Genomic DNA, 19,861 nt, shown 5'->3' on the forward strand with positions numbered 1-19,861 from the left:
CGTTGAAGCGGCTACGCGTGGGTAGGTGGGTGCTGAGATTCTGCTGGCATACCGAGCGGTATGTCACTACCCCAGGCGCAATTCGGGGTCCTCGCGGAGTTTGCCGAGGGCGCGCGACACCGCGCTCTTGACCGTGCCCACGGACACCCCGAGCACCTCGGCGGTCTGCACCTCGCTCATGTCCTCGTAGTACCTGAGGACGACCATCGCCCGCTGGCGGGCGGGGAGCCGGGAGATCGCGCGCAGCAGAGCGTCGCGCTGGGCCTGCTGCTCGGCCGCGTCGGGGCCGGTCACGGCGTGGCCGTGCGGCTCGGGGATCTCCTCGGTGGCGTACTCCTCGACGCGGCGCCTGCGCCACTGCGAGGTACGGGTGTTGACCAGCGTGCGGCGCACGTAGCCGTCCAGCGCCCGGTGGTCGTCTATCCGGTCCCACGCCAGGTAGGTCTTGGTGAGGGCGGTCTGCAGCAGGTCCTCGGCGTCGCAGGGGTTGGCGGTGAGCGAGCGCGCGGTCCGCAGCAGCGCCGGGCCCTTGGCCCGGACGTAGCGGGTGAACTGGGCCTGCGCGGCGCTTGTGCACACGGGCGTGGTCATGGCTCCACGCTAGGATCCGGTCCGGCCGCCGGGGATCCGCCGCAGGTGCCGAAGCGGGGTCACCCTGAAGTCGTAGGGCGGGGGCCCGCCCCACCTCCGGAGGGCTGAGGCCGGACCCGCCGCCCCTACGGGTCACCCCGCAGGGGCCGCGTCCCGGCGGTCGCCCGCCGCGTCATCCGACGACGGCCACCGGCCCGTCCAGCCGGTTGCGGTCGATCGCCAGCCGCCGTCCGCCGTGCTTCTCGCGCACGCTGCCCGAGTACTGGTGGATGCGGCCGTGCGGATGCCAGGCGTCCCGTTCGAGGACCGGTTCGCTGCCCACCGCCGGCTTCCCCTGCCAGCGGGCGAACCAGACGGCGCGCGGCAGGTCGTCGTAGCCCTCCCGGCGGGCGCGTTCGATGTGCCGGATGCCGGACTCCGAACTGCTGTAGAGGCCCGGCAGGTAGCCGGCGTCGTCGACCTCGCGGTCCCAGCCCCGGATGAAGTCGAGGGTCTGGTCGGCGCAGCGGGACCGTTTGACGTTGTACGCCTCCATGTCGAGGTAGAGCGCGCTGCCGGGCTCGAAGCCGAGGGCGGCGGCCCTGCGCACGGCGTCCCAGCCCTCGCTCGCGCCCTGGCCCCAGGGGTCGTCGGTGCTCATCCGGTGGCCGCGCAGGTGCCTGCCGCGTACGCAGGGCGACTGCGAGCCCACGTAGATCGGCAGGATGCGCCAGCCCATCCGGTGCACCGAGCGCACCCAGTTGCGGTTCAGGTGGCGCTGCGTGGTGCAGGCGCGGGCGCGGCCGCCGTAGTAGACGCCGATGGCGCGGTACTTGGAGCGCAGCCAGGCGCGCATCGTGGACAGCGGCGGTGTGCGGCAGGTGTCGAAGCCGTAGCCGCGGTAGACCCGGGCCGGGGCGCTCTCGGGGGCGCCCCCGCCGCCGAGCCCGTAGGGGAGGTCCAGGCCGTCGAGGAGGCCGGTGTCGGCGAAGCCGAACGGGCCGTCGTCACCGCCGTCGCCGGGTGTACGGGCCGGTCCTCCGGCGGGGGCCGTGCCCGGCGCGGAAGCCGCCGCCTGGGCCCGCTCGGCGACCGACGCGGCGGGACGCGGCGCGACAGCCTCGGCCGCGGTGGGCCCGGCCAGGAGGCAGGCAAGCACCATCGCCACGATCGCCCCGTGTCGGATGATCGGCTTGTGTTCGCGCATGCGTCGAGTGAACGCAGGCGTCTTCCCGCTGACGGCGGAGCCACGCCCCCTTGTCAGCCGTACGCAGCAACACCCGGCCCCGTATGGGCCGCCGGGCGGCGGGCGGCGGGCGGCGGGCGGCGGGAACGCTCAGTCCGCCGCGCCCAGCAGCAGTCCCGAGGTGGGGACTCCCGTACCGGCCGTGACGAGGACGTGGGCCGCGCCCGGGACCTGGTTGACGCTGGTGCCGCGCAACTGCCGTACCCCCTCGGCGATGCCGTTCATGCCGTGCAGGTAGGCCTCGCCGAGCTGGCCGCCGTGGGTGTTGACCGGCAGCCTCCCGCCCCGTTCCAGGCCGCCGTCGGCGGCGAAGGCGGCCGCCTCCCCACGCGCGCAGAACCCGTACTCCTCCAGCTGCATCAGGACGAAGGGGGTGAAGTGGTCGTAGAGGACGGCGGTGTCGACGTCCGCCGGCCCGAGGCCGGAGGTGCGCCAGAGCTGGCGGGCCACGACGGCCGACTCGGGCAGCCCGCACAGGTCCTGGTCCGGCCGGTAGTAGCCGGTCATCTGCTCCTGGCCGCGCCCCGCGCCCTGCGCCGCGGCCCTGACCACCGCCGGCGGGTGCCGCAGGTCGCGGGCGCGTTCGGCGGAGGTGACGACCAGCGCCTGGCCGCCGTCGGTCTCCTGGCAGCAGTCGAGCAGGCGCAGCGGCTCGACGATCCACCGCGAGGCGGCGTGGTCGGCCAGGGTGATGGGCCGGCCGTGGAACCAGGCGGCCGGGTTGGTCGCGGCGTGCCGGCGCCCGGCGACGGCGACATGGCCGAAAACCTCCGGTTCGAGCCCGTACGTGTGGAGATAGCGCTCTGCCGACATGGCGACCCAGGACGCGGGGGTGAGCAGCCCGGACGGCAGGTTGACGCCGAGCGCCGCGCCCTCCGCCGAGGGTTCGCGCCGCTGGACGCCGGAGCCGAAGCGGCGGCCCGAGCGCTCGTTGAACGCCCGGTAGCAGATGACGACGTCCGCGACGCCGGTCGCCACGGCCATCGCGGCCTGCTGCACGGTGGCGCAGGCGGCACCGCCCCCGTAGTGGATCCGGGAGAAGAAGCCGAGTTCGCCGATGCCGGCGGCCTGGGCGACGGTGATCTCCGGGCTGGTGTCCATCGTGAAGGTGACCATGCCGTCGACGTCGGACGGCGTCAGCCCGGCGTCCTCGACCGCCGCCCGCACGGCCTCCACGGCCAGTTGCAGTTCGCTGCGGCCGGAGTCCTTGGAGAACTCCGTGGCGCCGATCCCCGCGATCGCGGCCCGGCCGCCCAGTCCGTCGCGCCGCCGTACGCTCATCCGCCGCCCACCTCCACCACCGCGGTGCCCGTGACGTGGTTCCCCCGCCCGACCGCGCCGACGACCTCCACGGTCGCCGCCGTGCCGCGCACCGTCGTGACGCTGCCGGTGAACACCAGCTCGTCGCCGGGGTGGGCCGGCGTGCCCAGGCGCACGCGCAGCGAGCGGAGCACCGCCGAGGGGCCGAAGTGCCCGGCGAGGTAACGGCCGACGAGCCCGCCCGTGGTGAGGATGTTCAGGAAGACGTCCGGCGAGCCCTTGGCCCGCGCCGCGTCGGGGTCGTGGTGGACGTCCTGGAAGTCGCGGGTGGCGATCGCCCCGGCGACGACCAGCGTCCGTGTGACGGGGATCCGCAGCTCCGGCAGGACGTCGCCGGCCCGCACCTGCGTCGGTCCGGTCACCTCACACCTCCGCGCGGAAGACGGGCACGGCCGGCTCCCCGTCGGCGTGCCGGAACGCGAGCGTCACCGGCATGCCGATGCGCACCTTCTCGTACGGCACGCCGACGACGCCGCCCAGCAGGCGGACGCCTTCGGCCAGTTCGACCAGGGCGACCGCGTACGGCGGGTCGAAGGCGGGGAACGGCGGGTGATGCACGACGACGCGGCTGTAGACCGTGCCGCGCCCGCAGGCCGGTAGCGTGTCCCAGGCGCCGGAGCCGCAGCTGTTGCAGCCGGGGAGCCACGGCAGCCTCAGGGTGCCGCAGGAGGAGCAGCGTTGGATGAGCAACTCGTGCCGCTCGACGCCCTCCCAGTACCCGGCGTTGTCGCGGTTGACGACGGGGCGGGGCCGCCTCGGCCGTTCGCCCGGCGCCCGCGCGGGGGCGTACTTGAGGATGCGGAAGCGGTGGCGGCCGGCGGGTTCGCCGTCCGCCCGTACGTCCGTGCGCGTGGTGACGAAGTGGCCGCTGCCGAGCCGGGTGGTCTTGCGCGGGGAGACGCTCTCGATCACCGCGTCGAAGGTGATCCGGTCGCCCGGGCGCAGCAGCCGCAGGTACTCCTGCTCGCAGTCGGTGGCGACGACCGCGGTGCAGCCGGCGCCGTCGAGCAGCGCGAGGAGTTCGTCGTAGGCGCCGGCGCGGGAACCGCCCCCGGCGGCGTCCGGGTCGCCGGGGAGCGCGGGCAGGCCGCGCATGGTCCACACCTGGAGCATGGCGGCGGGGGCCGTTCCGTCCGGCGGGAGGGGGTGGCCCATCGCCTCGCACCAGTGCCTGATCATCGGCGTGTTGACGGGGTCCCTGCCCTCGCCCGCAATGGCGGCGGGGCGCCCCTCGTACGTCCGCAGCCGCTCGTACAGGTCGTCGTCGGTCGTCATGGTCGCCGTCACCGCCCCTGTTTTCTGACTGATCGTCAGATTGACCAGGAGGTGGCGCCGCTGTCAAGACGCCCGGACGGAAGACGCTGTCCACAGGCTGTGGACAGCACCGGACGTGACTGCGCGACGGCAGTGAGGTTGCCGTCGCGCAGTCGACCCTTCAGCCCCCCGGCCCGCCCCGGCGGCGGGCCGGTCCGCTCACCACATGGGCCCGAAGTGGATGTTCAGCGTGGGCTGGTTGATGGTGGTGAAGGCCGAACCGACCACGCTGGCGGTGCTGTTCTGGTTGGAGGCCCCCGCCCCGGTCGCCGCCTGCTGCGCGGTCGTCACCGTCCCGAAGTTGTCGCGGCCCACGTTGCCACCGCTGTTGCTCACCACGGTCGCGTTGGAGGTGCCACCCGCCACGGCGCCGTTGTCGGCCACCGCCGTGCCGGCGAACAGGGCCGCCGCCAGCGGCAGTGCGGCCAGGGTGGCCATGACTCGGGCGGTACGGATGCTTGCCATGTGTTTCCCTCCGAGGAGTGGATACGAGGTGCGCGGCGCGGCCGGCCGACCGCTCCGCCGGCTCTGCGACGTCGCCGCAACCAGAGTTGCCCAGCACCGCGGCGGCCAAGCCGGGCTTTGATCCCTTTCGCTCGCAAGCGTGACGATCTGTCGACAAACCTCCACAACCGCCGCGACTGACCCGGCCGCCCCCGTTCCGGGCGGCACGACCCGGGCCCCACAGGCGGGGAATCGTTACGGCACGACTTTCGGCCAATCCCGGTGACCCGCCCTCCCGGGTGCCCGCCCTCCCCGGCGCACCCCTCCCCGGACCGGGCACCACCCCGCGGGCGCCCACCGTGCTGCCGTTCGAGCGGATGCCGTCCCCCGGTGGTGCGTGGCGCAGCGGAAGGCAGCCGTCCGCTTCCTACGCTCCGGCTGACGGACCCCGCCGCCCGTCGCGCCCGGACGCCCACCGCCTGCCGCTTCCCCTGGGGAGAGATGTGACCCGGTCCCGTACCCGAACCGCGCCGGCCCGGCTGGTCGCCCTGCTGCTCCTGGCCGCGGCCTGGATCGCCGGCTGCGCGGGGCACGCCCCGTCCGGGCACCCCCACGGCGCCGACCGGCCCGCCCCGCAGGACCGCCGGGCACCCCCGGTGGAACCCGCCGGCCCGCGGCTGCAGGACCCCCCGGAACTGGTCAGCCGCGACGGCGTCCTCAAGGCCCGCGTCGTCGTCGAACGCCGCAAGGTGCGGGTCGGCGACCACCGGCTGTACGCCCTCACCTACAACGGGAGGTACATGCCGCCGACGCTGCGCGTGCGGCCCGGCGACCGCATCGACCTCACCATGACCAACCGGGTGCGCCAGGACACCAACGTCCACGTGCACGGACTCCACGTCTCACCGCGCAGCCCCGCCGACGACATCTTCGTCGCCATCAAGTACGGCAGGAGCCACCACTACACCTACCGGCTGCCGCGCACCGTCACGCCCGGCACGTACTGGTACCACTCGCACGCCGACATGATGTCCGCCGCCCAGGTCGCGGGCGGGGAGTCGGGCATCATCGTCGTCGACGGCCTGCGGCGGTACCTGCCCCCGGCGCTGCGCGGCATCACCGAACACGTCGTCGCGCTCAAGGACTTCCAGGTCCACGGGGACGCGATCAGGACCCACGGGCTGAAGATCGGCGCACGCACCAACCGCACGGTCAACGGCCGGCAGAACCCGGTGATCTCCCTGCGGCCCGGCGAGACCCAGCTGTGGCGGCTGGCCAACATCGGCGCCAACATCTACTACCGGCTGCACCTGAAGGGCGGCCGCTTCCACGTGATCGCCCAGGACGGCTACCCGGTCCGGCGGGTCTACGCGGCCCGGACCCTGGTCATCGCCGCCGGCGCGCGCTTCGACGTCCTGGTGCAGGGCGCCCCCCGGCCCGGCACCACCACACTGGAGACCCTCGCCTACGACACCGGCAAGGCCGGCAACCGCTTCCCGCGCACCGACCTGGCGACCGTCGTGACCGCCGGCGCCCCCGTGACCCCCGCGCGGATCCCGACGGACTTCGCGCCCAACGAGGACCTGGCACACGTCACGGTCGCGGACCGCAAGACGGTGGTGTTCACCGAGAACGCGGCGGGCGACGTGTTCTACGTCAACGGCCGCACGTACGCACCGGGCCGGGTGGACTTCACCTCCGTGCTCGGCACCGTCGAGGAGTGGACGGTGCGCAACGACTCCGACGAGGAGCACTCCTTCCACGTCCACACCAACCAGTTCCAGCTGATGAGCACCGACGGGAAGGCCACCGACCCGGATCACCGCTGGTTCGACACGGTCAACGTGCCCGCCCGCGGCAACGTCGTGATCCGCGTCCCCTTCACGGACTTCACCGGCCGGACCGTGCTGCACTGCCACATCCTCAACCACGAGGACATGGGCATGATGGCGATCCTCGACATCGTCCCGCCCCGCCCCCGCGGCAAGTGACCGTGCCGGGGCACTCCCCCGGCACGGCTTGCCGCGTCAGCGCGTTCCGAAGCGCCGCGCCGCGGCCACGACCGCCTCCCCCATGGTGGGGCTGCCCGTGTGGCCGGAGTCGTCGATCACCTGCAGCTCCGCCCCCGGCCACGCCTTGGCCAGCTCCCACGCCGTGGACAGCGGGCCGCCCAGGTCCAGCCGCCCGTGGATCAGCACGCCCGGGATCCCGGCGAGGCGGTGCGCGTCCCGCAGCAACTGCCCCTCCTCCAGCCAGGCGCCGTTGGCGAAGTAGTGCGCGCAGATCCGCACGAAGGCGACCAGGTCGGCGTCCGGCCGGTCGCCGTACGCCCCCGGCTTGCCGTTGGTCTCGTGGGCGATGACCGCGTCCTCCCAGGTGACCCAGTCGCGTACGGCCTTCTCCCGCACCGCGGCGTCCGGGCTGTTCAGCAGCCGGTCGTAGGCGGCGGGGAGGTTCCCGTCCCGCTCCGCGGGCGGCACCCCGTCGCGGAACGCCTCCCACGGCCCGGGCACCAGCCGGGCCACACCGCGGTAGAGCCAGTCGATCTCCTCCCGCCGGGTCGTGGTCACCCCGACGATCACGATCTCCGACACCCGCTCCGGGTACCGCTGCGCGTACGCCAGGATCAGCGTCGAGCCCCACGAGCCGCCGTACAGCATCCACCGCTCGACGCCCAGGTGTTCGCGCAGCCGCTCCATGTCGGCGATCAGGTGCCCGGTGGTGTTGTGCTCGAGCGACACCGCCGGGTCCGAGGCGTGCGGCAGGCTCTGCCCGGACCCGCGCTGGTCGAAGAGCACGATCCGGTACACCTCCGGGTCGAAGGTCTTCCGGCTGCCGCGCTTGCCCCCGGAGCCCGGGCCGCCGTGCACGCACAGGACCGGCTTGCCCTCCGGGTTCCCGCTGGTCTCCCAGTAGACGCGCTGCCCGTCCCCGACGTCGAGCAGCCCCGACGCGTACGGCTCGGTCGACGGAAACCCCGCCATCACGATCCCCTCCTCCGCACCGGAGCCCGTGCCCCGGCGAACGACCCCGCGAGGCTAGCCGTTCACCCGCCCGGCCGCCGCCCCGCCGTCACTCCGGGCCCGAGCGGGGCCGGGGGAAGGGGCCGGGCTCCTGCGGCCCGTCGTCCTCGCCGCGGGCGGAGGGACGGTAGCGGTCCAGGGCCGGCAGCTCGGGCACCAGGTGGGCGTGGGCCCGGCAGACGGCAGCGGTCTCGGCGATCGACACCCGCGGGCTGCGGATGTGGGACCAGCCGCCGGAGGCGTCGCCCGCCACCGCGACGCCCACCCGGTCCCGGGCGATGGCGGTCGCGGCGGCCATCGCCTCGGACGAGATGTCGCCCAGACCCACCTCGGCGGTCTGCTTGTTGACGCGGTGCACGACGCGCCCGGAGAGCTGGGACCGCAGCGTGGCCGCGCCCTTGCCGAGCTCCACCCCGAAGCGCTGCCCGCAGATCTCCAGGTAGATGCCGACCGCGCGGGCCCGCTGGGCCAGCCGGATCAGGTTCGCCACCGTGCGGTCCCGGCGTTCCTCGTCCTTCTTCGTCGCGCTGAGGAAGAGTTCGGCGACCTCGTCGACCAGGACGACGACCGGCACCGGCCGCACGTACGCGGGCAGCCCCCAGATGTCGGAGGCCACCTCCTCGTCCGGGCTGTCCAGGGCCGTCCGCTGGCACTCCTTGAGGAGCGCGAACCGGTGCTCCATCTCCGCCACCAGCGTGTCCAGCAGCTCCGCCGCCTGCGCCCGGTCGGTCGCCAGGGCCGACAGCCGCGCCGCGTACGGGGTCTGCTCCACGCCGCCCTTGCAGTCGATCCCCACCAGGGCCACCGGCAACCTGGCCAGGTTCATGATCAGGTTGCGCTGGTACGTCGACTTGCCCGACTGGTTCGCCCCGAGGGTGAGCGCGTGCGGGACCTCCCGGTAGTCGCGCACGAAGGCGGTCCCGTCGTCCCGCAGCGCCACCGGCACCACCATCGGCCCGGACGGCAGGCGGCGCGGCATCCGCACCTCGCGGAGCACGTCGTAGCCGGTCATCCGCACCTCCACGACCCCGGGCCCGAGCTCGGCCACGTGCACCGCGTGCACGCCCCAGGCGTGGCGCAGCCGGCTGGACGCGGCGACGACGTCGGCGGGCTCCAGCCCGCCCGGCAGCCGCAGCCGCACCCGCATCCCGGTCAGCGAGCCGCCCAGCCGGCGGATCCGCGGCGGCACCGGCCGCGCCTCCCGGCGCCCCATCGCCCACCCCGCCAACACCCGCACCCGCGACGGCGGTACGGCCAGCCCGCAGGCCGCCATGGTGGAGCCGTAGGTCGACAGGAACCGCCCCCAGGCCAGCGGCAGCCCGAACAGCAGCCAGAACGCGACCGGGAACCGTTCACGGGCGTAGGCCAGACCACCGGCGGCGGCCAGCAGCACACCCAGGAGCGCGACACCCGTCATGGTGATCAGCCCTTGCCGTTCGGGACGGCGGCCGGCACCGGCCCGGCGACCGCCCGCGGCACGCGAGCACATCCCATGACCGGTTTGACCGTTAAGCGTATTCTCCCAGCCCCACCCCCGCCCCCCGGTCACCGACACCGGGGTTCCACCCATGGGGCCGCGCCCCGTCCGGCCGACGCCCACGGGGAGCAGCACCGAAGCCCCGGCAACCCGCCTCTCGTTGACCCCACCTGCCCGCGGCGGCGGTCGACCGATCGGCTAGCGTCTACGCACCGGCGGCCGGCATGGCGGGCCGCGACCGTCGGGGGGCGGCGCGGCCGACGCGACGGCAACGGTCCGGCACCGCCGCGCGGCGGCGCACCGACACATCCTTGAGGGGGGAGACGTGAGGGCACCGACCCGGACGTCGCCTGATCCACTGTCCACCGGCCGCCACAGACGCGGGACCGGCCTCGCGGCGCGAGCGGCCGCCACGGTCCTGGCGGTCGCGGGGACGGCCGTCCCGCTCGCCGTCGACGCACCAAGCGCGCGGGCCGCCCAGGAGGTGACCGCGGCGAACGCGACCCAGGAGGTCGTGATCCCGCCCGCCGACCGGGCCACCCCGCGCGTGGACACCCCGCTGGCCGGCGGCACCACTGGTTTCCTGCACCAGCAGGAAGGCAGGGACGGCTACACCTGGACCGACTTCGCGAGCGGCACCTCGACGCGGGTGCCCGGCCTCCAGTCGCTTCCGGCCAACGCGGTCGTGAGCCCCGTCGGCGCCGGCGGCGACCTGCTCGCCGTTTCGCCCAGCCCGGCCCGGGGCGCCACCTGGTTCACCCTGCTCGACCCGCACACCGGCCAGGGCCGGGAGGTGCAGCTCCCGGCCGGTCACACCTTCCGGGGCACCGTCGGGGGCAAGGTGCTCGCCCTGGAGTCCGCGACCAGCACGACCAGTTCCGCCGGTGTGCTCCTCGACACCGGCTCCGATCCCGCCCAGCCGCTGCCCGTCACCGGACTGCCGGCCGGTGCCCAGCTGAGCAGCCTCTCGCTGCAGCCGGAGGCCGTGGACGGCGGCACGGCGGTGATCCCGTACCGGCAGGACGGCGCGTACCGCTACGGGCTGTTGGACGCCGCCACCGGCGTGATCACCCCGCTTCCCGACACGATGAGCGGTGAGGGCCTGCGCATCCTGCTCACCGCGGACCGCGTCGCCTGGTGGGGGCACGGCCTCGCCGGTCTGCGCTGGCTGCCCCGCGCAGACGTCTCCTCCGGGGTACGGGAGTTCCCGCTGCCCGACGACGCGGCCGCCGTGGCCCTCGTCGGCGACACCCTCCTCACCTCGGGTCCGGACGCCACCTCGGGCACCACGCTCGGCCGGCGGCTCACGGCCCGGCCGCTCGACGGCGGCGAGCCCGGCACCGCGCTCGACCACATCGCGGTCGTCGGGGACCAACCGCCGCAGGCCGCGGACGGCAGTGCCCTGGTCGTCGGCGGCTCCGGCACCGGCGACTGGGCGGTGCACCGCTTCACCGCCGGCTCCGAGGGGACCCCGGCGCGACAGGTCGTCCAGCCGCTGCCCCCGGTGATCGCCAAGGTGCTCGGGCTCAGCCTGTACCGGGGCACCCTCAACCGGGTGGACAGCACCGAGGGCAGGCTCTCCCTCCACCAGCAGGACGTCGGTACGGGACCGGTCCCCGTCGCGGGAGCGGCCCGGCCGCGGCCCGCGGGCATCCCCTCCTCCGTCGTGCGCTGCGCCACGGACCAGGAATGCGTACGGATCGTCGAGGGCAACTGGTACGGGCTGTCCTTCCTGTCCCAGGCGGACGGGCGGACGTACCTGGAGACGCGGGTGAACGCCGACACCTCGTACGCGCGGCTGCCCGTGCCCGGCAACGGCGGCGAGGTCAGGGACGCGTCCCCCTCGTACGTGGTGGTGGACGGCGGTTCCCCGAGGACCCAGTACCTGGTCGACCCGGGCTCCGCCAAGGTGATCCGCAGCCGTCCGGTGCAGGCCGCGGCGCTCTGGTACTCCACCCTGTGGAGCGCGAACGCCGGCAGCCCCGGCACGCTGACCGCGGAACTGCTCGACGGGAACGGCGTCACCGCGGGCAGGACCGTGCGGACCGGTGCCTCCTGCGTGCCCACCGAGCTCCAGGCGACCGCGCGGTGGCTGTACTGGTCCTGCGGTCCCGACAAGCAGGCCGGGGTGTACGACCTCGCGAACAACCGCGGTTTCGCGGTGCCGTCGGGCCCGGCCATGCTCGGCGACGGCTATGTGGTGCGGCACGACCGGAACGCCGGCGAACTCAAGGTGACCGACTTCCACACCGGGACCCCGCTCGCGGAGCGCGCCTTCGCCACCCTCCCGGCCGGAACCCTCGCGGACGACCGCAGGATCACCTGGACCGTGGACAAGTACAGCGGACACGTCGCCTACGTGGACGCGGACCGCCGCGTGCACGTGGCGGCGGACGGCGTACCTGACTCCGCCCCCGTCATCGGCGAGCAGCACACCTCCGACGCCGTCGCGCCGCGGACCACCACGTCGATCTACTCGACCTGGTCGTCCTCGTTGCTGCTGAGCCGCCCCGTGGACTCCTGGGAGCTGGCCATCGTCCAGAAGACGACAGGGCGCCGGGTGGCCGTGGTGCAGGGTGGGGCCGAACGCGGTCTCGACGGCCTGCGGGCCTTCTGGAAGGGCAGGGAGTCCAACGGGGCCCTCACCCGCAGCGGCGTCTACACCTGGCAGCTGACCGCCCGGTTCGGCGGTGGCACCGCGGCGGTGCCTGTGGGGAGCGGCAACCTCCAGGTGCTGTGCGGCGTCCTGCCGACCCACGTCTACGACTGCGACGGATTCCCCGACATGGTCGCCGTCCGGAAGGACGGCAGGACCGACTCCTGGGAGGGCCACTCCAAGGGGTACTTCTACAACCGCAGCTACACCGCGGACTGGCCCGTCTCCTCGACCCTGGTGCCGTCGGGCGACCTCAACGGCGACGGCAACGCGGACATGCTGGTCCGCAACTCCGCCGGCGAGCTGCGCGCGTACTGGGGCATCGGCCAGGTCTACTTCGCCCGCGGCACCAACAAGTCCTCGCTCATCGGCAAGGGCTGGAACATCTACAACGTCCTGACGTCACCCGGGGACCTCACCCGCGACGGACGGCCCGACCTGCTGGGACGCGACAAGTCGGGTGCGCTCTGGCGGTACTCGGCGGACGGCAAGGGCGCGTACAAGAAGCGGGTCCGCGTCGCCACCGGCCTGTCCGGCTACACCGCCCTGGTGGGCGCGGGCGACCTCAACGGCGACAGGAACGGTGACCTGCTGGGCCGCGACAAGGCCGGCGTCCTGTGGCGCTGGTTCGGCAACGGCAAGGGCGGCTTCGGCGGCCGCGTGAAGATCGCCTCGGGCTTCAACGCGTACAACTCCATGGTCGGCATCGGCGACCTCACCCAGGACGGCCGCGACGACCTGATCACCCGTGACGCCCACGGCAACCTGTACCGCTGGGCGGGCAACGGCAAGGGCGGCTTCGGCGGCCGCGTGAAGATCGGCACCGGCTGGAGCGGCTACAAGATCCTCTTCTGACCGCAACCGTCCGGAACACGAGGAAGGGGTGCCCCCGTGTCTTGGGGTACCCCTTCCGTCCGGCCGACGCCGCATCAGTGCTGGTCGCGGGGCTCGACGCCGGAGGGGAAGCCGTGGATGCCCGGGGCGACGGCGTCGTCGGGTATGTCGAGGGGGCACAGGCCCCAGTTCCGCGCGATGCGCATGACGTCGAACTCCACCGGCATGGCGGCGTGCCAGGCGTCCCACTCGGCTTCCTGCCAGTCCCGCCAGCCGTCTTCCAGCCGGCGTTGCCCGACACCGAGTTCCCGCTCGATGGCCGTGGGTTCACCGACGTGCAGGGGCACTTCACCGCGCATACCGACGTAGCAGTAGGCGCGGGTCAGCTCACCGGACTCGACCTTGGCCCAGGCGTGGTACTCGCCGATCCGGTCGGTGGCGAAGAACTGCAGGTCCCCGAGCCGCTTGCCGAGCGTCTCGAGCCAGGCGGTGAAGCCTGGCTCCGTGGCCTCGGGAGTCAGATGGATCCGGCCGTGGGCAACCGTCCAGTCGGCGACGGGGCGGGCCACGAAGACCCCCTGCCGGTACGCGGCTTCGGTGCCGTCCGTCCATCCCGCGATCCGCCGGTGACGCAGGTCGAGGGCGTCGGCCACCTCCTCCGGCGTGGCGGACCGCACAGCGAGCCATGACGTCTTGTAACCGAAGCCCATGATCCCTCCCACCAAGGTGACCACAGAAGCATCGCAGGGGGTACTGACATCCCCCGTGGAACCGGGGAGGCATGAAGAAGGGGTGCCCCCGTGTCTTGAGGCACCCCTTCCGTCCAGCGCCTTGGATGTGAACCCGTGGTGGCATCGCTGTCGTGGCGGCTCTCCATACCTTCCCCCGGCGTGTAGGCGACCGATAAAACCGCCGCCCGCCGCCTGGCAGCCCGCCGCGCTTCCGCGCCCGGCGCCGGAGTTCACACCGCAGTCGTCCAGGCAGCCGCCGCGTTCGTGCACACTGTCGGGCATGACTGGACCCGGTCCCGAGCACGTGAAGGTGCACTTCCGTCTGGAGGTCGAGGACGACTGGCCCCCGGCCGGGGTGGAGAGCCTCTGGGCCGTCGACCGCGGCGACGGAAGGGTCGAACTGGCGAACACGCCCTTCTTCGTCCGGGGAGTCGCCAACGGTGACGTCGTCGAGACGTCCGTGGACGACGAGGTCGCAGCTGGGCAGGCAGAGTGGTCCGGCCCTCGGACTGCTGCACCATCCGCTTGATCGTGTTCCGCGACAGCGGCTCGGCGGCGGCCCGGCAGAGCGTGATCGACGCCTTCCATGAGTTGGGCGCGGGCGGCGAGGGCATCGAGCAGTTCCGCATGGTCGCCCTCGACATCCCGCCGGAGGCGAATGTCGGCAGGATCAAGCGTCTCCTTCGACACGGCGTCGATCAGGAGTGGTGGGACATGGAGGAAGGCTGCGTCACGGACGCCTGGCGGACCACCGCGGCCGGCTGACACTCGAGGCCACCGTGCACCCGGCGCGCCCGTCCGGACGAGGAATCCGGGGGAACGACGGGTGCCGCCCGGGCACGAAGAACACGAAGAAGGGGTGCCCCCGTGTCTTGGGGCACCCCTTCTGTCCAGCGCCTTCGCCGGCCATTGCGGAGAGTGTGGGATTTGAACCCACGGTGACATCGCTGCCACGACGGTTTTCAAGACCGTTCCCTTAGGCCGCTCGGGCAACTCTCCCCGCGCCGCGGGGTCCGGTGGGTGGGCCGGGCGGCGCGGGGGACAGCCTAACGGGTCGGCTCAGCTGGTGCTGTCGCCCTTGCGTTCGCCGAGGGTGACGGTGGCGGTGCGGGTCTGGCCGCCGCGGGTGTAGGTGAGGTCCACCTTCTCGCCGGGCTGGTGCTGCCAGATCTCGCCGATGAGGGTGGGGCTGGAGTCGACCACGGTGTCGTCGAACTTGGTGATGACGTCGCCGGAGCGCAGGCCCGCCTGGTCGGCGGGACCCCCCGCGGTGACCGCGTCGGCGCCCGTGGCGATCTTCGCGCCCTCGCCGCTGTAGCTGGAGTCGACGTGGACGCCGATGACGGCGTACACGGGCTCGCCGGTCTTGATCAGCGTCTCGGCGACGCGGCGGGCCTGGTCGATGGGGATGGCGAAGCCCAGGCCCACGCTGCCGGACTGGGCGGCCCCGTCGTTCCCGCCGGTGGACTGGATGGCGGAGTTGATGCCGATGACCGCGCCCTCGGAGTTGAGGAGGGGACCGCCGGAGTTGCCGGGGTTGATCGAGGCGTCGGTCTGTATGGCGCTCATGTAGGAGGCGTTGGAACCCTCGCCGTCGCTGGAGGCGATGGGACGGTGCAGAGCGCTGACGATGCCGGTGGTGACGGTGCCGGAAAGCCCGAAGGGGGCGCCGATGGCGATGGTGGAGTCGCCGACCGCCACCTTTTCGGAGTCGCCGAGGGCGAGCGGGGTGAGCTTGTCGGGGGTGACCCCCTTGAGCTTGATGACGGCGACGTCGTAGCCCTGGGCGCGGCCGATGACCTCGGCCTCGTACTTCTTGCCGTCGGAGAACGTGGCGGTGAGCTTGCCGCCGTCGGCGGCGGGGGCGACGACGTGGTTGTTGGTGAGGATGTGGCCTTCCTTGTCGTACACGAAGCCGGTGCCGGTGCCGCTCTCCTGGCGGCCGCTGGCCTCGATCGTGACGACGCTGGGGAGGGCCTGCTTGGCGATGCCCGCGACCGAGTCGGTGGCGCGGCTGAGGTCCTTGGGGTTGCCGACCGAGGAGACGGTGGTCGAGGAGGAGTTGTCGTTGCGGTCCGCGGCCCAGAAGCCGACCCCGCCGCCGATGCCGCCCGCGACGAGCGCGGCGACGAGGACGGCCGCCACCAGGCCGCCGTTGCCGCGCTTCTTGGGCGCGGGGGCGGCCGGCACCGGCGTCCCCCAGACCGGGCCCACGGGACCGGACGGGCCCATCGGGCCGCCGGGCCCGCCGTACGGCTGGGTGGGCGGCGGCGCGAACGGCGGCAGGGGCGTGGTGTGCACCTCGGCGGGCGGTGCCACGGGGGCGGCCGGGGGAGCGGCCTGCGGCGCGGCGGACGGCCCGGCGGGGGGACCGGACGGAGGACCGGCCGGAGGACCGGCCGGAGGACCGGCCGGAGGCGTGGCGGCGGCGGGCGCCGCCGGGGCCGGGGACTCCGCCGCGACGGGCGCCGCGGGAGCCTCCGCGGCCGCGGGGGCGGCCGGACCCGGTGACGGCACCTGCGCCTCGGCCGGGGGAGTAGAGGACGCGGCGGCGGGCGCGGGAGGCGCAGCGGGAGCGGCGGACCCAGCGTCAGCGGGCGGCTGCGTCGGCAGCGCCGCCGGGACCGGACCGGCCTCGTTCTCGGTGCTCACGGCTGTTCTCCTCGGATATGCGTTGTATGCCGTGCGTACGGTTACGGCTACGGTACGTACGACGACCGTCTTGATGGACACAGCTTTTCCCACCGGGTGTCAGACCACCGTAAGCAGCGGCCGTTCCCGGCCCGGCGGATGGCACGATAGCCCGGTGACCGATCTCCGCGCGATCCAGGTCGTGGCTCACCGGGGAGCGTCCGAGGACGCCCCGGAGCACACGCTCGCCGCCTACAAGAAGGCCATCGAGGACGGCGCGGACGCCCTGGAGTGCGACGTGCGCCTCACCGCGGACGGCACGCTGGTCTGCGTGCACGACCGCCGGGTGAACCGCACCTCCAACGGACGGGGCGCGGTCTCCGCGCTGGAGCTGGCCGACCTCAGGACGCTGGACTTCGGCAGCTGGAAGGCGGAGGCCGGCAACGGACGGGCCGGCGGGACGCGGCGGCACCCCTCCGCGGAGCTGCGCTCGCTGCTCGACGCGGACGCCGAGGCCCCCGACCGCTTCGACGGCGACCCGGACGAGCTCAGCCGGGTGCTGACCCTGGAACGGCTGCTGGAACTGGTCGCGGACACCGGGCGCCGGGTGGAGCTGGCGATCGAGACCAAGCACCCCACGCGCTGGGCGGGCCAGGTCGAGGAGCGGCTGGTGGAGCTGCTGGACCGGTTCGGGATGCTGTGGCCCGAGCCCGGTGAGCCGTCCCGGGTCCGCGTCATGAGCTTCTCCTCCCGTTCCCTGCGCCGGATCCGGATGGCCTCGCGCCACCTGCCGACGGTCTTCCTGATGCAGTACGTACTGCCCCGGCACCGCGACGGCCGGTTGCCGGCCGGGGTGGGGATCGCCGGTCCCGGCATCCGCATCCTGCGCGCCAACCCGGGTTACGTGGAGCGGCTGCACGAGGCGGGGCACCGGGTCCACGTGTGGACGGTGAACGAACCCGAGGACGTCGAACTCTGCGTGCGGCTGGGCGTCGACGCCGTCATCACCAACCGTCCGCGGCAGGTGCTGGCCCAACTCGGGCGCTCCTGAAGGGAATACGGATGATCGCCCTCCACGGGCGGTGTGCACCGGCGCGTTCGGAACCTGTTCGATCGTTGTGTGTGCCCCAAGAGATCGCAGTTGGCCGGTTTCCGGCCCAGAACGAGAGGGCATCCATCCCGTGGCGTGGGGTGAAGGAGGTCTCGGGGGTGGCGTTGGTGGTGGCCCAGGAGGTGCCGACGTCCTCGACCATGGCCCTGCCTCATGGTCCGGCGGGCGTGGCCGAGGCGCGGCGCAGGCTGCGCAAGGAACTGTACGCGTACGGGGTCGCCGAGCCGGTCGTCGACGACGCGGTGCTCATCCTGTCGGAACTGCTCAGCAACTCCTGCCGGCACGCCCGGCCGCTGGGCGAGGACGCGCCGTGCTCTGGCGGCAGCGGCATCAGGGCCGCCTGGCGGATCGACGAGGACGGGCTGCTGACGGTGGAGGTCACCGACGGCGGCGGGCCCACCCGCCCGCTCCCGGCCAGTCCCTCCCTCACCGCCCGCGGCGGCCGCGGGCTGGGCATCGTACGGAACCTGTCGCTGCGCTGGGGCGTGCGCGACGCCCCCGGCGAGGTCACGGTGTGGGCCGTGCTCGCGGTGCGCAGCCGGCACGCGCGGCGCGACGACCTCGTGCCCGGGCTCGACGTCCCGATCGACTTCGCGGACCCCTTCGACGAGCTCGCTTAGGCCCCGCGGGGCGGTTGCCCGGCCTCGACGGGCGCGACCTCCGATGGGGGCGGACGGCGTGGCGCTAGGCTCACGGCCGGAACACCGCCGTTACCGGGAGAGATCGAGCCATGGCGAAGAAGCGCCCGACGAAGACGAAGGCCCCCGCCCGCCCGCAGATCACCGACGGGGAGATCCCCGCCGTCGGCGCCCGGGAACCTTGCCCGTGCGGCTCTGGACGGCGTTACAAGGCGTGCCACGGCCGTGAGGCGGCGCACGCCGTGACGGAGCTGGTGCGGCGGCCGTTCGAGGGCCTGCCGGGCGAGTGCGACTGGGTGGCGCTGCGCGAGCTGGTGCCCGCCGCCACCGCCGAGTTGACGCTCAAGGACCCGCTGCCGGAGGGCGTGCCGTCCGTCACGCTGGCGACGGTGCTGCCGATGGCGTGGCCGGGGCTGCGCCGGGACACCGGCGCGGTGCTGCTGGGCCTGCAGAACGACACCGCGTCCGGGGACATCAGCCGGGACCTGGCCGACACCCTGCTGCGCGCGCTGCGGGCGGAGCCCGGGAACCCGGTGGCCGGGGAGCGCCCGGCGCCCGACGGCCCCCGGCTGCAGGACCTGCTGGACCTGGGCGCCGCGTTCGAGCCCGTGGTCCACACCGGCTTCGAGTTCTGGCTGGAGGACGCGGAGTCCGCCACCGGCGAGGTCGCTGCCTCCCTGGAGCGGGCGAACGCGGCCGTGATCCCGACCGTGCGGCTGACCGGTGTCGACGCGGCGTACTGGTGCGAGACGCCGGAGAAGAACCACCTGCGCTGGGTCATGCCGCACCCCGAGGAGCAGTTGCTGGACGCGCTGGCCCGGCTGCACGCCGCGGGCGCCTCGTCGCTGGGCGACGACACCCGGCTGGTGGGCTCCTTCCGGGCGCACGGGCTGGTCGTCCCGGTGTGGGACCTGCCGAGCGGCGTCACCGCGGACGAGGTGGAGAAGCCGGCGGCGGCCTTCGGCGAGCGGCTGGCCGAGGTGCTGGAGCGCACGTCCCCGCTGACCGCGGAGGAGCGGCGGGCGCGCAGCGGCTTCACCAACCGGCAGATCACCCTGAGCTGACCGGTGTCCCGCGCCGGCGGCCGCAGTTCGGGCCATGATCGCCTCCGGGTGATCCTGGTCACAGCCGCTGCCGGCCGGGCCCGGAACCCGGGCCTGAACCCGTACCCCGGATTTGCGTACGGGCGAAGTCTTGTTACCGTTTAAACAGTCCGGTCGCTGGTGCATCCCCCGTCGCCAGCGACCGGACGTTTCCATGTCCGGGTCAGAGCGCGGATCCGCTGCGCAGCAACGGGCGTTCCCCGTCCCGCTCGGCGATCTCCGCCACCGCCATGTACGGTTCCGCCGCCCCCGCCACCGTCGGCTCGCGCGGCGTCTCGCAGCTCCCGCTCCCGCCGTCCGCGGTGATGGCGCACCGCGTCTGCACCGTCCGGCCGTCGGGCCCCATGAGGGTCAGCACGCCGTCCAGCGGCCGGCCCGTGGTGTTGCTGTAGTAGGTGCGCGCCCAGGTGTCGCCGTCCTCGCCGATGGTGCAGGTCTGCGCCCGCAGGCCTTCGGGCGAGGTGAGTTGGGGACCGCAGGAGGCGGTCTGGGGCTTGGATCCGGCCAGCTTCGGCAGGCTGTCGAAGACACCGGACCCGCTTGACAGCGGCTTGTCGTCGGTGAGCGCGGTCGTCACGTCCACGGGCACGGCGGGGAGCACGGGCCCGGCGGTGGCACCGGTCAGGGGCAGCATCGCGGCGACCGCCACGACCGTGGCGAGGGCGGCCATCCGCAGGTTCGGCGCACGCATCATGCACAGAACATAGCGGGAGAAACGGACATGGAGCGGGGGCCGTTGCCCGTTCGCCGGGCAACGGCCCCC

The 19,861-nt window shown here is 73.7% G+C and carries 18 protein-coding genes and 1 tRNA gene; 7 read left to right on the forward strand and 12 right to left on the reverse strand.

Annotated elements, in window-relative coordinates:
* Positions 1-66 precede the first annotated feature (66 nt).
* The 6 genes from ABZ479_RS08385 to ABZ479_RS08410 form a co-directional block, all read right to left on the reverse strand.
* Complete coding sequence (locus tag ABZ479_RS08385) at positions 67-591, reverse strand: SigE family RNA polymerase sigma factor (RefSeq protein ID WP_499604777.1); 525 nt, start codon at positions 589-591, stop codon at positions 67-69.
* Between the two features lie 172 nt (positions 592-763).
* On the reverse strand, positions 764-1,777 hold the full coding sequence (locus ABZ479_RS08390) for a DUF1906 domain-containing protein (RefSeq protein WP_500460708.1): 1,014 nt from the start codon (positions 1,775-1,777) through the stop codon (positions 764-766).
* A gap of 129 nt (positions 1,778-1,906) precedes the next feature.
* Positions 1,907-3,097, reverse strand: coding sequence for a lipid-transfer protein (locus tag ABZ479_RS08395; RefSeq protein ID WP_500460710.1), 1,191 nt, complete (start codon positions 3,095-3,097; stop codon positions 1,907-1,909).
* Positions 3,094-3,480, reverse strand: a complete 387-nt coding sequence (locus tag ABZ479_RS08400) for a MaoC/PaaZ C-terminal domain-containing protein (protein ID WP_499605035.1) — start codon at positions 3,478-3,480, stop codon at positions 3,094-3,096. The genes ABZ479_RS08395 and ABZ479_RS08400 overlap by 4 nt, the downstream gene beginning before the upstream one ends.
* A 19-nt stretch (positions 3,481-3,499) precedes the next feature.
* The gene (locus ABZ479_RS08405; RefSeq protein WP_500460712.1) at positions 3,500-4,411 is read right to left on the reverse strand and encodes a Zn-ribbon domain-containing OB-fold protein; all 912 of its coding nucleotides are present in this window, start codon (positions 4,409-4,411) and stop codon (positions 3,500-3,502) included.
* 198 nt (positions 4,412-4,609) lie between these two features.
* Positions 4,610-4,915, reverse strand: a complete 306-nt coding sequence (locus tag ABZ479_RS08410) for a hypothetical protein (RefSeq protein WP_500460714.1) — start codon at positions 4,913-4,915, stop codon at positions 4,610-4,612.
* 482 nt (positions 4,916-5,397) lie between these two features.
* Here ABZ479_RS08410 and ABZ479_RS08415 point away from each other — a divergent pair, with 482 nt between their 5' ends.
* On the forward strand, positions 5,398-6,885 hold the full coding sequence (locus tag ABZ479_RS08415; protein WP_500460715.1) for a multicopper oxidase family protein: 1,488 nt from the start codon (positions 5,398-5,400) through the stop codon (positions 6,883-6,885).
* Positions 6,886-6,921: 36 nt separating this feature from the next.
* Here the strand turns inward: ABZ479_RS08415 and pip are convergent, their stop codons facing one another.
* Both pip and ABZ479_RS08425 read right to left on the reverse strand, forming a co-directional pair.
* Positions 6,922-7,878 carry a prolyl aminopeptidase gene (pip, locus tag ABZ479_RS08420; RefSeq protein ID WP_500460717.1) on the reverse strand — a complete coding sequence of 319 codons (957 nt, stop codon included), beginning with the start codon at positions 7,876-7,878 and terminating at the stop codon, positions 6,922-6,924.
* Between the two features lie 88 nt (positions 7,879-7,966).
* Positions 7,967-9,334 carry an FtsK/SpoIIIE domain-containing protein gene (locus ABZ479_RS08425; protein ID WP_500460718.1) on the reverse strand — a complete coding sequence of 456 codons (1,368 nt, stop codon included), beginning with the start codon at positions 9,332-9,334 and terminating at the stop codon, positions 7,967-7,969.
* A gap of 385 nt (positions 9,335-9,719) precedes the next feature.
* Here ABZ479_RS08425 and ABZ479_RS08430 point away from each other — a divergent pair, with 385 nt between their 5' ends.
* Entirely contained in the window at positions 9,720-12,905 is a 3,186-nt protein-coding gene (locus tag ABZ479_RS08430; protein WP_500460719.1) for an FG-GAP repeat domain-containing protein, read from the forward strand.
* 74 nt (positions 12,906-12,979) lie between these two features.
* On the opposite strand, the gene ABZ479_RS08435 is transcribed toward ABZ479_RS08430, so the two are convergent.
* The gene (locus tag ABZ479_RS08435; RefSeq protein WP_500460720.1) at positions 12,980-13,594 is read right to left on the reverse strand and encodes a hypothetical protein; all 615 of its coding nucleotides are present in this window, start codon (positions 13,592-13,594) and stop codon (positions 12,980-12,982) included.
* 301 nt (positions 13,595-13,895) lie between these two features.
* Between ABZ479_RS08435 and ABZ479_RS08440 the strand changes: the two genes are divergently transcribed.
* Both ABZ479_RS08440 and ABZ479_RS08445 read left to right on the forward strand, forming a co-directional pair.
* Positions 13,896-14,144 carry a DUF4265 domain-containing protein gene (locus tag ABZ479_RS08440; protein WP_500460721.1) on the forward strand — a complete coding sequence of 83 codons (249 nt, stop codon included), beginning with the start codon at positions 13,896-13,898 and terminating at the stop codon, positions 14,142-14,144.
* Positions 14,141-14,380, forward strand: a complete 240-nt coding sequence (locus ABZ479_RS08445) for a DUF4265 domain-containing protein (RefSeq protein ID WP_500460722.1) — start codon at positions 14,141-14,143, stop codon at positions 14,378-14,380. Before ABZ479_RS08440 ends, ABZ479_RS08445 begins: the two co-directional genes overlap by 4 nt.
* 147 nt (positions 14,381-14,527) lie before the next feature.
* Here ABZ479_RS08445 and ABZ479_RS08450 read toward each other — a convergent pair.
* Together ABZ479_RS08450 and ABZ479_RS08455 are read right to left on the reverse strand one after the other, a co-directional pair.
* A tRNA-Ser gene (locus ABZ479_RS08450) sits at positions 14,528-14,614 on the reverse strand.
* Between the two features lie 60 nt (positions 14,615-14,674).
* The gene (locus tag ABZ479_RS08455; protein WP_500460723.1) at positions 14,675-16,267 is read right to left on the reverse strand and encodes a S1C family serine protease; all 1,593 of its coding nucleotides are present in this window, start codon (positions 16,265-16,267) and stop codon (positions 14,675-14,677) included.
* A gap of 154 nt (positions 16,268-16,421) precedes the next feature.
* Here ABZ479_RS08455 and ABZ479_RS08460 point away from each other — a divergent pair, with 154 nt between their 5' ends.
* The 3 genes from ABZ479_RS08460 (at position 16,422) to ABZ479_RS08470 (ending at position 19,059) form a co-directional block, all read left to right on the forward strand.
* Positions 16,422-17,297 carry a glycerophosphodiester phosphodiesterase gene (locus tag ABZ479_RS08460; RefSeq protein WP_499604756.1) on the forward strand — a complete coding sequence of 292 codons (876 nt, stop codon included), beginning with the start codon at positions 16,422-16,424 and terminating at the stop codon, positions 17,295-17,297.
* A 71-nt stretch (positions 17,298-17,368) separates the two neighbouring features.
* The gene (locus ABZ479_RS08465; RefSeq protein WP_500460725.1) at positions 17,369-17,977 is read left to right on the forward strand and encodes an ATP-binding protein; all 609 of its coding nucleotides are present in this window, start codon (positions 17,369-17,371) and stop codon (positions 17,975-17,977) included.
* Positions 17,978-18,087: 110 nt separating this feature from the next.
* On the forward strand, positions 18,088-19,059 hold the full coding sequence (locus ABZ479_RS08470; protein ID WP_500460726.1) for a DUF5926 family protein: 972 nt from the start codon (positions 18,088-18,090) through the stop codon (positions 19,057-19,059).
* 202 nt (positions 19,060-19,261) lie between these two features.
* On the opposite strand, the gene ABZ479_RS08475 is transcribed toward ABZ479_RS08470, so the two are convergent.
* A complete protein-coding gene (locus tag ABZ479_RS08475) occupies positions 19,262-19,792 on the reverse strand; it encodes a hypothetical protein (protein ID WP_500460728.1) in 531 nt (176 codons plus the stop codon).
* Positions 19,793-19,861 lie beyond the last annotated feature (69 nt).

It is taken from the genome of Streptomyces sp. NPDC005722 (assembly GCF_040630935.1).
Taxonomy (GTDB): Bacteria; Actinomycetota; Actinomycetes; order Streptomycetales; family Streptomycetaceae; genus Actinacidiphila.

Bases quoted from the DNA above. Each gene is read 5' to 3' on its own strand.
- ABZ479_RS08385 (WP_499604777.1), bottom strand. From the start codon at position 591: ATGACCACGCCCGTGTGCACAAGCGCCGCGCAGGCCCAGTTCACCCGC.
- ABZ479_RS08390 (WP_500460708.1), bottom strand. From the start codon at position 1,777: ATGCGCGAACACAAGCCGATCATCCGACACGGGGCGATCGTGGCGATG.
- ABZ479_RS08395 (WP_500460710.1), bottom strand. From the start codon at position 3,097: ATGAGCGTACGGCGGCGCGACGGACTGGGCGGCCGGGCCGCGATCGCG.
- ABZ479_RS08405 (WP_500460712.1), bottom strand. From the start codon at position 4,411: ATGACGACCGACGACGACCTGTACGAGCGGCTGCGGACGTACGAGGGG.
- ABZ479_RS08410 (WP_500460714.1), bottom strand. From the start codon at position 4,915: ATGGCAAGCATCCGTACCGCCCGAGTCATGGCCACCCTGGCCGCACTG.
- pip (WP_500460717.1), bottom strand. From the start codon at position 7,878: ATGGCGGGGTTTCCGTCGACCGAGCCGTACGCGTCGGGGCTGCTCGAC.
- ABZ479_RS08425 (WP_500460718.1), bottom strand. From the start codon at position 9,334: ATGACGGGTGTCGCGCTCCTGGGTGTGCTGCTGGCCGCCGCCGGTGGT.
- ABZ479_RS08435 (WP_500460720.1), bottom strand. From the start codon at position 13,594: ATGGGCTTCGGTTACAAGACGTCATGGCTCGCTGTGCGGTCCGCCACG.
- ABZ479_RS08440 (WP_500460721.1), top strand. From the start codon at position 13,896: ATGACTGGACCCGGTCCCGAGCACGTGAAGGTGCACTTCCGTCTGGAG.
- ABZ479_RS08470 (WP_500460726.1), top strand. From the start codon at position 18,088: ATGGCGAAGAAGCGCCCGACGAAGACGAAGGCCCCCGCCCGCCCGCAG.
- ABZ479_RS08475 (WP_500460728.1), bottom strand. From the start codon at position 19,792: ATGATGCGTGCGCCGAACCTGCGGATGGCCGCCCTCGCCACGGTCGTG.